This window comes from Adlercreutzia sp., assembly GCF_056795635.1.
Genome location: NZ_JBQIIT010000010.1, coordinates 25357 through 41623, shown reverse-complemented (window position 1 = coordinate 41623; position 16267 = coordinate 25357). Strand labels below are relative to the sequence as shown.

General features: G+C 64.2%; 13 protein-coding genes and 4 tRNA genes. 5 read left to right on the top strand and 12 right to left on the bottom strand.

What is annotated here, in order from left to right; genetic code table 11:
* Positions 1-25: 25 nt before the first annotated feature.
* The 9 genes from rplK to ACTOXK_RS07460 all read right to left on the bottom strand — a co-directional run bounded on the left by rplK (position 26) and on the right by ACTOXK_RS07460 (position 3553).
* Positions 26-523 carry a 50S ribosomal protein L11 gene (gene rplK / locus ACTOXK_RS07500; RefSeq protein ID WP_326437330.1) on the bottom strand — a complete coding sequence of 166 codons (498 nt, stop codon included), beginning with the start codon at positions 521-523 and terminating at the stop codon, positions 26-28.
* 115 nt (positions 524-638) lie between these two features.
* Entirely contained in the window at positions 639-1169 is a 531-nt protein-coding gene (gene nusG, locus ACTOXK_RS07495; RefSeq protein WP_135970660.1) for a transcription termination/antitermination protein NusG, read from the bottom strand.
* Between the two features lie 12 nt (positions 1170-1181).
* Positions 1182-1586 (bottom strand): preprotein translocase subunit SecE, encoded by a 405-nt coding sequence (gene secE, locus ACTOXK_RS07490; protein WP_482278418.1) that lies wholly within the window; start codon positions 1584-1586, stop codon positions 1182-1184.
* A 73-nt stretch (positions 1587-1659) separates the two neighbouring features.
* Positions 1660-1736, bottom strand: a tRNA-Trp gene (locus ACTOXK_RS07485).
* A 24-nt stretch (positions 1737-1760) separates the two neighbouring features.
* Complete coding sequence (rpmG, locus tag ACTOXK_RS07480) at positions 1761-1910, bottom strand: 50S ribosomal protein L33 (protein ID WP_016309183.1); 150 nt, start codon at positions 1908-1910, stop codon at positions 1761-1763.
* A gap of 119 nt (positions 1911-2029) precedes the next feature.
* Positions 2030-3232: an elongation factor Tu gene (gene tuf / locus ACTOXK_RS07475; RefSeq protein ID WP_482278417.1), complete on the bottom strand. Its 1203-nt coding sequence runs from the start codon at positions 3230-3232 to the stop codon at positions 2030-2032.
* Positions 3233-3308: 76 nt separating this feature from the next.
* Positions 3309-3385 (bottom strand) — tRNA-Met (locus ACTOXK_RS07470).
* A 3-nt stretch (positions 3386-3388) separates the two neighbouring features.
* Positions 3389-3464 (bottom strand) — tRNA-Thr (locus tag ACTOXK_RS07465).
* A gap of 4 nt (positions 3465-3468) precedes the next feature.
* Positions 3469-3553 (bottom strand) — tRNA-Tyr (locus tag ACTOXK_RS07460).
* Positions 3554-3893: 340 nt separating this feature from the next.
* Between ACTOXK_RS07460 and ACTOXK_RS07455 the strand changes: the two genes are divergently transcribed.
* Positions 3894-5057: a coiled-coil domain-containing protein gene (locus ACTOXK_RS07455; RefSeq protein ID WP_482278416.1), complete on the top strand. Its 1164-nt coding sequence runs from the start codon at positions 3894-3896 to the stop codon at positions 5055-5057.
* A gap of 311 nt (positions 5058-5368) precedes the next feature.
* Here the strand turns inward: ACTOXK_RS07455 and ACTOXK_RS07450 are convergent, their stop codons facing one another.
* Entirely contained in the window at positions 5369-6811 is a 1443-nt protein-coding gene (locus ACTOXK_RS07450) for a helix-turn-helix transcriptional regulator (protein WP_482278415.1), read from the bottom strand.
* Positions 6812-7222: 411 nt separating this feature from the next.
* Between ACTOXK_RS07450 and ACTOXK_RS07445 the strand changes: the two genes are divergently transcribed.
* Positions 7223-9274: an FAD-binding protein gene (locus ACTOXK_RS07445; protein WP_482278414.1), complete on the top strand. Its 2052-nt coding sequence runs from the start codon at positions 7223-7225 to the stop codon at positions 9272-9274.
* A 183-nt stretch (positions 9275-9457) separates the two neighbouring features.
* Here ACTOXK_RS07445 and ACTOXK_RS07440 read toward each other — a convergent pair whose 3' ends face one another.
* Entirely contained in the window at positions 9458-10651 is a 1194-nt protein-coding gene (locus ACTOXK_RS07440; protein WP_482278413.1) for an FprA family A-type flavoprotein, read from the bottom strand.
* 156 nt (positions 10652-10807) lie between these two features.
* Positions 10808-12370, bottom strand: a complete 1563-nt coding sequence (gene putP / locus ACTOXK_RS07435; protein WP_482278412.1) for a sodium/proline symporter PutP — start codon at positions 12368-12370, stop codon at positions 10808-10810.
* A 297-nt stretch (positions 12371-12667) separates the two neighbouring features.
* Here putP and ACTOXK_RS07430 point away from each other — a divergent pair, with 297 nt between their 5' ends.
* The 3 genes from ACTOXK_RS07430 (at position 12668) to cuyB (ending at position 16265) form a co-directional block, all read left to right on the top strand.
* Entirely contained in the window at positions 12668-13957 is a 1290-nt protein-coding gene (locus ACTOXK_RS07430; protein ID WP_482278486.1) for an aspartate aminotransferase type Ic, read from the top strand.
* Between the two features lie 149 nt (positions 13958-14106).
* Positions 14107-15537, top strand: a complete 1431-nt coding sequence (locus ACTOXK_RS07425; RefSeq protein WP_482278485.1) for a carboxylate--amine ligase — start codon at positions 14107-14109, stop codon at positions 15535-15537.
* Positions 15534-16265: a cysteate racemase gene (gene cuyB, locus ACTOXK_RS07420; RefSeq protein WP_482278484.1), complete on the top strand. Its 732-nt coding sequence runs from the start codon at positions 15534-15536 to the stop codon at positions 16263-16265. The genes ACTOXK_RS07425 and cuyB overlap by 4 nt, the downstream gene beginning before the upstream one ends.
* The last annotated feature ends 2 nt before the right edge of the window (positions 16266-16267 follow it).

Genomic DNA, 16267 nt, shown 5'->3' with positions numbered 1-16267 from the left:
CACAGAGGCAAGCCCTGCTTACAAACTAGTCGACGGCCTTGCCCTGAAGCATCGCGGCCACCTTGCGGCTGGGCACGTACTTCTTCTTCATCTCGCGGCCCTCGATGCGCACGCCCATGGAGCGGGCGGTGCCGGCCACGATCTCCATGGCGGCCTCAATGGTGTTGGCGTTCAGGTCGGGCATCTTGATCTCGGCGATCTCGCGGAGCTGGTCCTCGGTGAGGGTGCCGGCCACCTGAATCTGCGGAATGGCGGCGCCGCTCTTGATGCCGAGCTTCTCCTTGATGAGCACGGCCGCCGGAGGGGTCTTGCACACGAAGGTGAAGGACTTGTCCTCGTAGACGGTGATCTCAACGGGGATGATGGTGCCGGCCTGGTCCTGCGTCTGGGCGTTGAACGCCTGGCAGAACTGCATGATGTTGACGCCCTGGGCGCCAAGGGCGGGACCAACCGGGGGAGCCGGGTTAGCGGCACCGGCGGGGATTTGCAGCTTTACAAATCCGGTGACTTTCTTGTCAGCCATCTGTGACTACCTTTCAGATGAATCGACTACTACTTCTCTATCACTATAAACTCGAGGTTCGTGAGAAGCCCCGGTCCACGCGGGCACAACCCCTCAAGTCAAAGTGCTTGCACAATTAAATCTTGGCCACCTGGTCGAACGACAGCTCGACGGGGGTTTCGCGACCGAAGATGGAGACCATGACCTTGACCTTGCCGGCCTCGGGCATAACCTCGGACACCGTGCCGTCGAACTCGGCAAGGGGGCCGTGGGTGACCTTCACCGACTGGCCGACCTCCAGGTTGGAGGAGGTCTTCTTCGGAGCCTCGCGGCTCGTGCGCTTCATGATCTTGTTGTACTCCTCACGGGTGAGCGCCTGGGGGTTGCCCTGGCTGCCCACGAAGCCGGTGACGCCGGGAGTGTTGCGCACCGCAGCCCAGCTGCGATCGTCGAGCTCCATGCGCACGAGCACGTAGCCCGGGAACACCTTCTTCTCGCTCTCGACGCGACGGCCGCCCTCTTTGATCTCGGTGACCATCTCGGTGGGGATCTCAATGCCGAAGACGTTGTTCTCGAGGCCCATGACCTCGATACGCTGCTCCAGGTTGCTCTTCACCTTGTTCTCGTAACCGGAATAGGTGTGCAGCACGTACCACTTCTTAGCCATTGGTTCTAGCTCCTATCCCAGAGAGATGCCGGAGATCAGCACGAGCAACGGCGTGATGATCGCGTTGTCGAGAATCGCCACGAAGATACCGAAGAACAGCAGGGCCACCACGACCACGCCGCTCCAACGCAGGACGTCGGTGCGAGTCGGCCAGGTGACGCGCTTCATCTCGGCCTTCACATCGCGAAGGAACTGGAAGCGCTTCTTCTTCGGCTTCTCCTCGGCCTTCTTTGCGGGCTTGCCGCTATCGGAGGACGCAGAGGCATCGGGGCTCTTCTTGAACAGCCCCTTCTTCTCGGGAGCTGCCTCCTCGGCCTTGGCCGGCTGAAGGTTGGCGGCCTCGAGCTCACGCTCGATCTTGCGCTGCTGGCGAGCAGCGGAAGCCTTTGCCTTCTGTGTCTTTGATTTCTTAGCCATGGGGTTCCTTACGGAAATAATCTTTTCTCTAATCGCCAAAAAAGCAGCCTCTAGGCTGCTCACGTAAACAAGCTGGCAGGCCAGGAGGGACTCGAACCCCCAACATGCGGTTTTGGAGACCGCCGCTCTACCAATTGGAGCTACTGGCCTATGCCTGTTTCAGAACCTAACCTCTTATCGGGTTTCCTTGTGCAGGGTGTGCTTGTTGCACCACTTGCAGTACTTCTTGAACTCGATGCGGTCAGGATTGTTCTGCTTGTTCTTCTTGGTCGTGTAGTTACGGCGCTTGCACTCGGTGCAGGCCAGGGTGACCAGAGTACGCATGAATTCTCCTTTTACCTATAAAACCAAAATGCAGATTGGATTATACACATGAAGCGCGGGGGAAGCAGGGCCCGCTCGGTGAAGAGCAGGCCCTGCAAACAAACTTCAGATAAGCGAGCTTACTTGAAGATCTTGGTCACGCGGCCGGAGCCAACGGTGCGGCCACCCTCGCGGATAGCGAACTTGAGGCCTTCCTCCATGGCGATGGGGTGAATGAGCTCGCCCTTGATCGTCACGTTGTCGCCAGGCATAACCATCTCGGTGCCCTCGGGCAGGTGAGCCACGCCGGTCACGTCGGTGGTGCGGAAGTAGAACTGCGGACGATAGCCATCGAAGAACGGGGTGTGACGGCCGCCCTCTTCCTTGGTCAGGATGTAGACCTGGCCCTCGAACTCAGTGTGCGGGGTCACGCTACCGGGCTTGCAGAGAACCTGGCCGCGCACGATCTCCTCGCGCTTGATGCCGCGGAGCAGGCAGCCGATGTTGTCGCCGGCCTGAGCCTCGTCCAGCAGCTTGCGGAACATCTCGATACCGGTGCAGACCGTGTTCTGGGTCTCCTTGATACCGACGATCTCCAGCGGGTCGTTCACGTGCAGAACGCCGCGCTCCACACGACCAGTGGCAACAGTGCCGCGGCCGGTGATGGTCATGGTGTCCTCGACAGCCATCAGGAACGGCTTGTCGACGTCGCGCTCGGGGGTGGGGATGTAGGAGTCCACGGCATCCATGAGCTCCCAAACCTTCTCCTGCCACTCCTTGTCGCCCTCGAGGGCCTTCAGAGCAGAACCGCGGATGATGGGGGTGTCGTCGCCCGGGAACTCGTAGGAGTCGAGCAGCTCGCGCACTTCCATCTCGACGAGCTCGATGAGCTCCTCGTCGTCGACCATATCGCACTTGTTCAGGAAGACCACGATGTAGGGCACGCCGACCTGACGGGCGAGCAGGATGTGCTCGCGAGTCTGGGCCATGGGGCCGTCGGTGGCAGCGATGACCAGGATAGCGCCGTCCATCTGAGCAGCACCGGTGATCATGTTCTTCACGTAGTCGGCGTGACCGGGGCAGTCCACGTGAGCGTAGTGACGGGTATCGGTCTCGTACTCAATGTGAGCAATGGAGATGGTGATGCCGCGCTCGCGCTCCTCGGGGGCCTTGTCGATCATGTCGAAGGCGGTGAAGTCGGCATTAGCGGTGCCGTGGGAGCCATCATTGTCAGACAGGGTCTTGGAGATGGCAGCGGTGAGCGTCGTCTTGCCATGGTCGACGTGACCGATGGTACCGATGTTAACATGCGGCTTGGAACGCTCGAACTTCTCCTTAGCCATGTTTCATCCTCCTTCAAGGGTGGTGGCGATTCGATTTCAACAAAATAAACGCGCCCGGAGGGCGCGGTAAATCTAATGGTAGCGGTGACTGGATTTGAACCAGTGACGCCACGGGTATGAACCGTGTGCTCTGACCAACTGAGCTACACCGCCAGGTGGAGCCTGCGACCGGACTTGAACCGGTGACCTCTTCGTTACCAACGAAGTGCTCTACCGACTGAGCTACGCAGGCGAAATGGTGGGCGCGCTAGGATTCGAACCTAGGTAGGCATAACCAACGGGTTTACAGCCCGTCCCCTTTAACCACTCGGGCACACGCCCATTTCGGCGCTGAATTCATGTGTACTTTTCAAGCTGCCGCTCGTTTGCATCCGTCGCCGGAACAAGCGAGCGAACGGAATAATACGCTACGGCAACGAACGTGTCAACCGTTTACACGCCCCCGGGCGTGTCTCCATCATTCCTCCCCAAAATCCCGTCCCCCCCCTCGTCTTACTATATATATGGTAGAAACGACCATCGAGACCCGCGGGGGCGCCTTCAGGGGATTTCCCTATTGTGAATCCCTTCTGGAAGGGACGTGAAGATGGCCGTGGCGTGCTATGATACACGAACTAGTTTGCACTGAACGCACCAGATGCTCCCCAGGAGGTCACACTATATGAGTGAGCATACACGCCCTTTTAGCAGACGTGCCTTTGTCGGCGGCGCCGCTGTCTTCGGCATTTCCCTGTGCCTGCCGACGCTGACCCCCACTCCGGCTCTCGCCGTCACGGCCGCTGAGAAGCAGGCCGAGGCGAACGCTGCTCTTGAGAAACTCAACGCCATGCAGGAGAAGCTCGATCGGGCCTCCGATGCCTACTTCGACGCCTGCACCGAGCGCGATAACGCCCAGGCCCGTATGGACGAGGCTCAGGGTCGCATCGACACCGCTTCCTCCCGCATCAGCGAGCTGCAGGACCACCTGGGCAACCGCGCCCGGTCCATGTACCGCTCCGGATCGTCCACGTTCCTCGATCTGCTGCTGGGCGCCACCACGTTCCAGGCCTTCGCCTCGAACTGGGACCTGCTCAACGACATGAACCAGAACGATGCGGACATGGTGGAAGAGACCAAGACGCTGCGCGCCGAGGTGGAGTCCGAGAAGGCCGTCTACGCCGAGCAGCGCGATGTCGCTGACCAGAAGGCCAAGGAGGCCGAGGCCGTGCAGGCCGAGGCCGAGGTCCTGGTGGACCAGATGGCCGAGACCTACAACTCCCTGTCCGCCGAGGCCGCCGAGCTGCTGCGCCAGGAGGAGGAGGCCCGCGAGGCCGCCGCTCGCGCTGCCGCCCAGGCTGCCGAGGAGGAGGCCCGTCGCCAAGCCGAGGCCGAGGAGGCCGCCCGCCGCGAGCAGCAGAATTCCAACTCCGGCAACAACGGCGGTGGCAGCGACGACGATGACGACAACGGTGGCGGCTCCAGCGGCGGTGGCGGCGGTTCCAGCTCCAACAACAATCGCCCGCAGTCCGTCTCCGGCAACACCGTGGTGGATCGCGCCTACGGCGAGCTGGGTAAGCCCTACGCCTGGGGTGCCGTGGGCCCGAGCTCCTATGACTGCTCCGGCCTCGTGAGCTACTGCCTCTCCGGCAGCCACACCCGCCTGGGCACCACCGGCACCTTCATGGGCTGGCCCCACGTGTCGAACCCGAAGCCGGGCGACATCTGCGTGAACAGCCACCACTGCGGCGTCTACATCGGCGACGGTCAGATGATCCACGCCCCCCGCTCCGGCGATGTGGTGAAGGTCTCCGGCGTCCACTCCGGCATGGTGTACGTGCGCTACTAGGCACGACAAACATACGCTGAAGTCAGAGAGGGCTCCCCGCGGGGAGCCCTCTCTTGTGCGTGATGCGGTGAACTGCTGCGCAGAAGCCGGTCGCATCCCTTCCCGAGTGCGCCTTGTCGTGGAATAGGGAGACGAAATCGACCACGGCATCGTGCAGGTGGTCGAGGCATCCGGACGACCCCAACAGGCGAATGGCCTTGCCTGCTCGGGCATTCGGGAACGACAAGACGCACCTCCGTCGCCACCAGTCGGCCAGCCACCCCCTCCCGTGGTTCTGCCGAGCGATGGAGCCCCCCAACGGAACCGTGGGCCTACCCCAAATTGTCCTCGATGAGAGAGAGCAGTTCCTGCTGCGTGTGGATGCCCAGTTTGCGATAGAGGTTCTTGCGATGGGTGTTCACCGTGTTGCGGGAGATGAAGAGCGTCTTCTCGATATAGCCCACATCGCGCCCGCGCGCCAGCAGCATGAATATCTCGGTCTCCCGCTCGGTGAGACCGAAGGCGGCGGCCGCATCGCGACAGCGGTCATCGAGGGACTCGTGGGATAGCTTCAGAAGGCGCGGCGAGAGCAACAGCAGCACGCGCTCGGGCAAGAGGAACACATAGGCGACCACCAGCACCGCAACGGCGGCGAACCCCACATAAGGCAACAGGTCTGCGCCTGTATGGGACACGGCATACCACTGCATAGACTTGGCAGCGGCAAATCCGCAGGGCAACGCGAGGAACTGGAGGCCGAACACGTATCCGATAACCCGACGAGGCGCCAATTTCCGCATGAACATCACCGCCCACGCGAGCATCCACATGGTGGTGGAGATGAGCGCGTAGGCCACATAGACGACAGCATAGGAGAAGAACAGGTGGTGGTAGGACAGGGGCAGCGCCACCGACCCCACCACAGCCAGGGCGAAGGCCGCCCGGTAGAACAGCTCCATGCGATAGGTCCGCCAGTGCTCCATGAACCCCAAGATCACGCCCATGACGAGCGCTGCCGCACCCAGCACGCAGACATACACGAGCCAGAACAAACTCTCGTCGAGCGGCTCGGCGGCCATCACCACGTTACAGGTCCAGACGAACTCGATGGTAAACGCAAAGCAGAACAGCGCCCCGCACAAGCGCGGAAGGACTCCATCTCGATGTTCGGGCCCCTTGCCGGCCGCGGCGGCGGCAACCCGCGGCAGACCCTCTTCGGCACCCCCATTGCCCAAACCCCGCAGGCACGCCCACGATAGCAGCGGCAGCGCTCCGGCGAGGACGGCCTTGGCCGCAGGCCCGAAAAAGACCACCGGCACAAAGGGCGCCCACTGCAAGCAAAGCGCCGCGCAGAGCACGAACAAGATGTCGCGCATATCGAAAGCGGAGATAGCCGAACCCCATGCCAGGGTGAAGCAGGCGATGAAGCATCCGGCACCCACGCCGAGAAGCGTCGCCAAGAACCACAGGTGGGGGCCGTTGGAAACGGCTACGACGCTTACCACCACGGCGGCCGCGGCGCACACCGCTCCCAAGACGGCAACGGCAGCGAGAAACCTATGGGGAGAACGGAAGGGACGGGGCTCCTTCCCTTCCCGCAGACCCGGGCGCCAAAGCGCAGCGGCGACGAGTAGCAGGGCGGCCGCAACGCAGGCTCCCACGAGAAAGGGATCGTGCACCACCCCACCGCCATAGATAACACTGTCGCGCAGAAGCCCCTCGAAGCACATGAGCAGATTGGTCCAGGAGACGAAGGCCGCGAAGCCGAGGAGCATGCGCCCCTTGGCACCGCAGAGGGAGACGGAGAGAAAGGGCTCTCGAACCGACGAGGCATTCGGAACGCCAACGGATCGCGGGCCGTCTCCCCCTTCAATTCTACGCTCCCCAACTTCCGCGTCCCCAGAGACGTCGCCAGCCCTCTCATCTACCACGACCCACTCCCCTCCCGTTTCCACGGACTGTTTCCCATCGATATTATACGTCGGCCGTGCCGTCGGCACCGAAAATGCCCCGCGGTCTCCATCAGGGAAAACAGTGAATTCACCTTCTCGTGGTGAGGCGTTTTCCCCTCTTTTCACCTCCCTATCGGTATGGATCGGGGGCCGAGGACGGGACATAGTTGCCCCAGGCCGTCCCGAGGCGGCCACGAGAAAGCAATGAGAGAACCGAAGGAAAGGGGATGGGGTATGACGAACCATCGCAACGGCGACATCGCCGATCGGCGCGGGCGCATTCCGCTTAGCCGCCGCAACTTCCTGACCGGTGCCGGGGCTATCGCCCTGGGCGCTGCCAGTGCCGGCATGATCGCCGGATGCAGCCCCCAGGAACCAGCGGCGGCAACGGCCGCGGCCGACGATCCGGCCATGGCGGCCACCGGAGCGGCAGCGCCCACGGGCAACGAGGGTAAGACCATGGGCGAGGTGCTCGGTGCCGGATGGCTCGGCGAGGAGCCTGCCATCGCCGATGACTCCATCGCCAGCGTAACCGATGCGGATATCGTCGTCTGCGGCGCGGGCCATGCGGGCACCGCCGTGGCCCGACGCGCGAGCGAGCTGGGCAAGAACGTGGTTGTCGTGGAAATGCAGCCGGAAGACACCTTCAGCGCCCTGGGCAACGATATCGGCCACCTGAACTCTTCCTGGCAGCTCGATCGTGTGGGCATTCCGGAGTACAGCGTCGTCGACTTCATGAACGAGTACCAGATGTACGCCGCCGGCCGTGCACAACCGACGCTGATCTCCCAATTCGCGAACCGTTCCGGCGAGGCCCTCGACTGGTTCATTGACGGCTACACTGAGCAGGAGAAGGACGAGCTCATCCCCCTCAACTGGCCCGTGATTGACGGTTACAGCTACAAGAAGAACGGCTTCACCTCCTACGTGGGCACCTGCCAGTTCGGCGGCAGCGTCGGCATGACCGATGCCGTCAAGCGCTCCCAGGAGAAGGCGAAGGCCGCCGGGGCCCAGTTCATCTACGGCCAGGCCGCCGTGCGCCTCGTGCACAACGAGGACGGCACCGAGGTAACGGGCGTCATCGCCCAGGATTCCAGCACGGGCGAATACCACCAGTACAACGGCGGCGCCGTGGTGCTGGCCTGCGGCGACATCGGAAGCAACTCGGCCATGTACAACGCCATCTGCCGTGAGAACTACGAGCTGGGCGAGTACAAGGACTGCGCCGCCATGTCCGGTCGCGATGGCAGCGGCATCGCCATGGCCATGCGCATCGGCGCCAAGGTGGAGATCGCCACCGGCGGCGACATGGGTAGCCACGCCTTCATCCCCCTGTCCCCCATGGAGGGCATCGAGTGCCTGTGGCTGAACAAGTACGGCGAGCGCTACTGCAACGAGGCCTTCGGCGGTCCGCTCCTATCCGGCTGCGCCGGGGCCCGCGAGCCCGGCGACCGCGCCTACCTCATCTGGGGCGCCGACTGGAAGGAAGTGTTCCTCAATCAGCTGGCGGGACATCTTGCTCCCAAGGAGTGGGACGAGGAGACCGTGGCCAAGGTGCAGTCCTACATGGACGCCGTCCAGGGCACCGGCGAGGCCGGCGACGACACCTCCGGCAAATTCCTCTACTGCGCTGACACCCTGGAGGAGCTGTGCGACTTCATGGGCATGGAAGAGGGCGTGAAAGCCAATGCCCTGGCAGCTGTGGAGAAGTGGAACGCCGCCCACAACAGCGGCGAGGACACCGAGTTCGGCCGCGACCCCGAGACCATGTGGCCCATCAGCCAAGGCCCCTTCTACGGATACCCCTGCGGTAAGCGCGTGGGCGGCGGATCGCTCGTGGCCACCTCGGGCCTGCTCGTCACCGGTCGCCAGCAGGTGCAGGGCCAGGGCTTCGAGCCCATCAAGGGCCTATTCGCCTGCGGTAACACCTCGGGCGGTCGCTTCCCCATGGGCTACAACGGCATCATGAACGGCGTGTCCATCGGCATGTGCCTGTGCTTGGGCTACACCCTGGGCGAGTTCCTGGCCACCGAGGACTTCAACCGCTACTGCACCCTGGGTGCCGGCAACGCCGACATCAAGCAGTCCGACAAGGGCATGCAAGGACCCCCTCCGGGCGAAGGCGGCGACGGCGGTTCCGCCGGCGCCCCCGGCGGCGGTGCTCCGGCCGGCGACGGCGAGGGTGCCGGCGCCCCCGGCGGCGGTGCTCCGGCCGGCGACGGCGAGGGTGCCGGTGGTCCCGGCGGCGACGGACCGGGAGGCGCCCCGACCGGGGCGCCGGCCTAAGTCGCACACCCCGATAGGCTCGGGAGCCGGTTCCTCCCTCCCTCCCCTCTGCCGGCTCCCCGAGCTTCTTAGGTCCGATGGGCCCTTAGCAAAAAGGAACTCCCCGCGGGGAGTTCCTTTTTGCTTACCGCATTCTTGACACCCTCGGCGAACTGCGTCACAGAAGCCGGTCGCATCCCTTCCCTAGTGCGCCCTGTCGTGGAACAGGGAGACGAAATCGATGACGGCATCGTGCAGATGGTTCAGGCCCTCTCCGTCTTCCACCCACTGATGGGTGAAGGGGGCCTCGGGCAGGGTGAACTTGCAGCTCTCCAGCTGCTGGTACACCTCGTTGGGACCCATGGGCGCCCAGCCGTAGCTGCCGAAGGGCAGGCCCACGCGCCCGGCCGGGGCCAAGCCCCGCATGTAGCAGAGGAAGGCCGCCACCGTGGGCATCATGGTCTTGTTCAGGGTGGGCGACCCCACGGCGATGTAGCGGGCGACGAGCACCTCAGCCATGATATCGGAGATGTGGTTCACCTTCAGATCGAGCAGGCGCGCCGGAATGCCCATCTCCACGAAGGCCTCGGTGATCTCCACGGCCATGGCCTCGGTGCTGTGCCACATGGAGTCGTACACCACGAGCGCGTACTCCTCGGGCTCGCCGGTGCTCCATTTCTTGTACATGGCCAGGATCTCGGGCACGTGGCTGCGCCAGATAATGCCGTGGGCCGGGGCGATCATGTCGAAAGTGAGGGGCGCAATGGCCTTCAAGGCCGCCTCCACGTTCTTTCCGTAGGGCATCACGATGTTCGCGTAGTACTTCTGGGCCTGGACGAGCACCTCGGGCAGCCCCACCTCGTCGTCGAAGCGCTTCGAGGAGGCGTAGTGCTGGCCGAAGGAATCGTTGGAGAACAGGATGCGGTCGTACTCGTCGTAGGTGACCATGGAATCGGGCCAGTGCACCATAGGGGTTTGGACGAACGTGAGGGTGCGCTTGCCGATGCTCAGCGTGTCGCCGGTCTTCACGCCCATGAGATTCAGCCCCTCGCCGTAATGGGCCGCAAGGCCCGCCACCCCCTTTGGAGCACCGGTGACGATGGTGGCGTCCGGAGCGATCTCGGCTAAGGCCGGCAGCCCGCCGGAATGGTCCATCTCCACGTGGTTCGACACGATGTAGTCGATGGAGGCCGGATCCACGATGGTACCGATGCGCTCGATGAGCTCGCCCACGAAGGGGCGCTTGCAGGTGTCGATGAGGGTGATCTTCTCGTCGAGAATGAGGTAGGCGTTGTAGGTGCTGCCGCGCTCGGTGGTGTAGCCGTGGAAGTTGCGCTCGTTCCAATCCACGCCGCCCACCCAGAACACGTCCGGTTTGATTTCAACTGCTTTCAGCATGGGTTCCCCTTTGCTCGTTGGTAACGGTGCCATGGTAGCCCAGATATCGTCCGCTGTCCTGCCACACGGTCGCTTGTTGGGGAACTGTTTGGGGAGGATGGCGCGAAAAAAGAGCCGCCCGAAGGCGGCTCGGTAAAGCACGGTGCGAATACGCTGCTACACGTCCAGCTCCATGTAGGTGTCGAAGTCGTCGGTGACTTCCTTGCTCGGCTCCTTCGTGAGCTTGGAGACCACCACGATCACGAGCAGCGCCAGCAAAAAGCCGGGAAGCAGCTCGTAGACGGCGAACCAGCCGCCCAGAGGCGCGATGAGGTTCTTCCAGGCCACCACCGTGATGGCACCGGTGAGCATGCCGGCCACGGCACCGGGCAGCGTGGTGCGGCGCCAGTAGAGCGAGCACAGCATGAGCGGGCCGAAGGAGGCGCCGAAGCCGGCCCAGGCGTAGGACACGATATCGAAGATAGAAGAGTTCTGGTCCATGGCCAGGGCGATGCCCAGCAGCAGGATGGCCGTGAGCGTGATGCGGGCCACGATCATGACCTGGTTGTCGGTGGCGTCGCGCTTGATGAGGCCCTTGAAGATGTTGGTGGCCACCGCCGAGCCGGAGATGAGCAGGTAGCTGGACGAGGAGCTCATGGCCGCGGCGAAGATGCCCGAGACTACCAGACCGCAGAAGAAGCTCGGCAACAGCATCTTCGACAGCACGATGAACACCGATTCGGCCGCCGACTGGGTGAGGAACTCCGTGGGAATGACCGCACGGCCGATAAGGCCGATGCACACGGCCGAGGACAGGGAGACCACGAGCCAGACCATGGCGATCATGCGAGACTTCTTGATCTCGTCGGAATGGCGGATGGACATGAAGCGGATGAGCACCTGGGGCATGCCGAAGTAGCCGAGGCCCCAGGCCAGGCCGCTCACGATGGTGATGATGCCGTAGGTGCCGGCCTCACCGAACAGCGGGGCGCCCCCTTCGATCAACTGATTGCCGGCCTCGTCGAGCAGGGGCGTGGCGATCTCGGTGCCGGAGAGGAAGCCGGGAATGCCCTGGAGGAAGGTGACGGTGTTCTCCACGCCGCCGGCCGCGGTGACCGAGCCGATGAAGACCGTGGCCAGGGCCAGGAACATGAGGGTGCCCTGCACGAGGTCGGTGGTGCACACCGACAAGTAGCCGCCCATGAACGTGTAGAGGAACACGATGATGGCGCCGATGACCATCATCACGCCGTAGTCCCAGCCGAACAGCGTCGCGAACAGCTTGCCCACGGTAACGAAGCACGAGGCCGTGTAGATGGTGAAGAACAGCAGGATGATGACCGCGGCGATGGTCATGAGGATGTGCTTCGTGTCATGGAAGCGGTTGGAGAAGAAGTCGGGCACCGTGATGGCGTTGCCGGCCTTCTCGGAGTACTTGCGCAGGCGCTTGGCCACGAACTTCCAGTTCAGATAGGTGCCGATGGCCAGGCCGATGGCCGTCCACATGGCATCCGACGCACCGGTGAAGTAGGCCACGCCGGGCAGGCCCATGAGGAGCCACCCCGACATGTCCGAGGCCTCGGCCGACAGGGCCGTGAGCCACGGGCCCAAGCCACGACCGCCGAGGAAGTACTCCTCGCTCGACGAGTTCGAGCGCTTCGCGTAGACGAAGCCGATGACGACCACGACCACGAAGTACAGCAGCATGGCGAGGACGACTTGCATATCGCTTTCGATCATGTTTCCCCCTTCTGCGAGAACCTTTTCAACACGCTTGGAACTCCCCAGGGGTCGGTTTCGGCAGGGGGCGCCGTGCTCGGGCAGTCCTCGCTTTGGAGAACAGTCCACCGGACTGTTCTCGTCGCTGCGGAATCTGCGCGCGGACCCCCTGCCGAAACCGACACCGTATGGCCAGCCATTCTTGCGAAGTGCCATATTCCGTGCCGATAATCTTACCGTTGGGATTATACTTTACCGGAGTGGAGTGACGGGCTCCATCTTGTGCAGACGAGCAGTTTTACGGCGAAAGGACGGAAGATGCCGCGCTACGCAGCCATGACGAAGGCGGAATTGGAGACCGAGCTCGCGGCCGTGCGGGCCCGCTACGACGAGATGGTCGCCCGGGGACTCGCGCTCAACATGGCCCGGGGCAAACCCTCGGCGGCTCAGTTGGAGCTGTCGCTGCCTCTGCTGGACGTACTGGACGCCGAGGCCGATCTGACCGCCGAGGACGGCACCGACTGCCGCAACTACGGAGTGCTCGACGGCATTCCCGAGGCGAAGCGGCTCATGGCCACCCTGCTGGACGACGAGCCCGACAGCGTCATCGTGCTGGGCAATGCCTCGCTCACAGCCATGTACGACGCCCTGGTGCGCCTCATGCTGTTCGGCACTCAGGGCTCCGCGCCCTGGGGCCAACTGCCCGCGGTGAAGTGGCTGTGCCCCGTGCCCGGCTACGATCGGCACTTCACCATCTGCGAGGCTCTGGGCATCGAGATGATCCCCGTGCCCATGGACGAGCACGGCCCGGACATGGACGAGGTGGAGCGCCTTGCGGGTGCCGACGATGCCGTGAAGGGCATCTGGTGCGTGCCGAAGTACTCGAACCCCACGGGTGTCACCTACTCCGACGAGGTGGTGCGCCGCCTGGCCTCCATGGCCTGCGCCGCGCCGGACTTCCGCATCTTCTGGGACAATGCCTATGCCGTGCACCATTTCTCCGCCGAAGCCGCCGAGCAGGACCGTGTGCTCGACATTGCCGCGGCCTGCGCTGCGGCGGGCAACCCCGAGCGCTACCTGAAGTTCGGCTCCACCTCCAAGATCACCTTCCCCGGGGCCGGCGTGGCCGCCGTGGCGGCGAGCCCGGCCAACGTGGCCGAGATCAAGCGCCACATGAACGCCCAGGCCATCGGCCACGACAAGCTGAACCAGCTGCGCCACGCCCGCTTTCTGGACGAGGGCCGCGGGCTCGCGTCCCACATGGCGGCCCACGGGGCGCTTATGGGGCCGAAGTTCGAGCTCGTGTGCCGACGCCTCGATGAGGAGCTGGGCGAGGCCGGCATTGCTACGTGGACGAACCCCCGGGGCGGCTACTTCGTGAGTTTCGAGGGGCCAGCAGGTACAGCTCGGCGCATCGTGGCGTTGGCGAAAGAGGCCGGCGTGACCATGACTGGCGCCGGCGCTACCTGGCCCTATGGCGACGACCCGAACGATTCCAACATCCGCATCGCCCCGTCGCTGCCGCCGCTCGAGGAACTGGATGCGGCCATGGACGTGTTCTGCTGCTGCGTGAAGCGCGCTGCCTTGGAGAAGATGCTCGCAGACTAAACAATCTGTCCGCGCGGGAGGGGCCGGCATCGTAAGGAAAAGTTACGGGGGTCTTACCATTTCTTCAGCTTTTGCTATGGGAAGCGTAATGGGGGCGGCCCCTACCATGGAACCTGGACGGAACGATACGAGTTCAGGAGTTGAGCGCCATGGAGAAGACGGACGCCCCCGATGTGCTGCCGGTGATACTGGGAGGCGATATCGGTGCCTACAGCCTGGCCCGGGCCTTCCACGAGGCCTACGGCATCGTATCCCTCGTTCTGTCCCAGAGTCACAGCCATATGTGCGGCGACTCCTCCATTCTGGTGAACCGCACTATCCCCTATCTCGAGCGGCGCGAGGTGCTGCTGTCAGCCCTGGCCGACGTGGCCGAGTGCTTCGATCACCGCCCGTTGCTGCTACTCGGCTGCGGCGACTGGTACGTGCGGGCCATCGTGGAGAACCGTGCGGCCCTGGAGCCATCGTTCATCATCCCCTATATCGGCGAGGATCTGCTGAACCGGCTCACGGATAAGGACCGCTTCTACGAGCTGTGCGCCTCGGTGGGCGTGCCGACGCCCCGCACGGTCGTAGTGGATGCGGACGACCCGCAGCTCGACCCCGCCGGCCTGGCCCTTCCCTTCCCCTTCCCCGTCGTGGCCAAGCCCGCCTCTTCGGCGGCCTACCACTATGCCGACTTCCCTGAGAAGGAGAAGGTGTTCTTCCTGCGCGACAACACGGAGCTCGCGACTGCGTTGGAGGCCGTCCGACGCAGCTCCTATCAGGGAAAGTTCCTCATCCAGGAGACCATCCCGGGGGACGACACCCACATGCGCATCCTCACCACCTATTCCGACCAGACGGGAAAGGTACGCTTCGCCGCCTTCGGCCAGACGCTTTTGGAAGACATGCGGCCCATGGGCGTGGGCAACCCCCTGGCCATCGTGAGCCGTGTGGACGAGACCGTCGTGGCCGAGGCGACGCGGCTTTTAGAGGCCGTGGGCTACACCGGCTTCGCGAACTTCGACATCAAGGTTGACCCGCGCGACGGCAGCCATGTGTTCTTCGAGATAAACACGCGGCTCGGCCGCAGCAACTACTACGTTACGGCCGCGGGCCATAACGTGGGCCGCCTGCTCGTAGAAGACCTGGTGGAAGGGCGCCCCTTCCCCGATGAGGTGCAGATCGCCCGCGGGCGCGACGCGCTGTACACCGTCGTGCCGAAGCCCATCCTGATGGACTACATCCGGGATGCGGCTCTGCGTCGCGAGGTAGCGGGTCTCTACGCCCTCGGCTGCGATGCCGATCCCCTCGATTACGACGGAGAGCGCCGCTGGCGCCGGCGCCTGTACCCCGCGGTATTTGCCCTCAAGCAGTGGCGCACCTGCCGCCGCGCCCTGGCCGCCAAGCGAGCGCGGGAAGAGAGCGGAGAGACCTCTTTCGGGTGCGGGGTTACCCCGCACCCGGCCCGTGCCGAGCACGGGCCGGCGGCCGGCGAGGACCGCAGCGGCGCACAGGAGCATGCTGCGCCTTCCGCCGGCATTCCTGAGCCCACCACGCTCAAGGGAGCCGAGGACTGCTGTGCGGGAGCGGCCCTGTGACCGCGCACTTGGTGGGCGTGCTCGGCGGGGTAGGACCGGGCGCGACGGCCCACTTCCTGCAGCGCCTCGTCGAGCGCACCGACGCCCGCTGCGACCAGGACCACGTGCGCACCCTGGCCTTCAACGACACGGCCATCCCCGATCGCACGGCGTTCCTCACGGGCGCGAGCTCCCGGTCCCCGGTAGCGGCGCTCATCGAGGACGGGCAGCTGCTCGCCGCCTGCGGGTGCGATCTTCTGGCCCTGCCCTGCAACACGGCCCACTCGTTCTTCGACGAGGTGCAGAGCGCCCTCTCTGTCCCCCTCATCCACATGGTGCGCGAGGCCATGGCCGCAACGGCCGCGGCGGGCCTGCGCCAGGTGGGCGTGCTGGCCACAGCCGGCACCGTGCTCGCCGACGTCTACGGTCGCGCGGGCGCCGAGGCGGGCGTGGCGTGCCGCTACCCCGATCGCGCGGGACAGCGGGCCGTAAGCTCGGTCATCTTCGACCAGGTGAAAGCGGGACTGCCCGTTGACCCGACCGCCCTGGACGGGCTGGCCGCGCCCTTTTGCGCCATGGGCTGCGACGGCGTGGTGCTCGGCTGCACCGAGCTGTCGCTGGCCTTCGGCGGTCGCAGCGAGGCGGCGGGGCTGCCTGTGGTAGACGCCCTGGACGTGTTGGCCGATCGCGTCATCGAGCACGCCGGACGCCCGTTGAAGAACTCCGAAATCTTGCCACTTTACAACTAGTC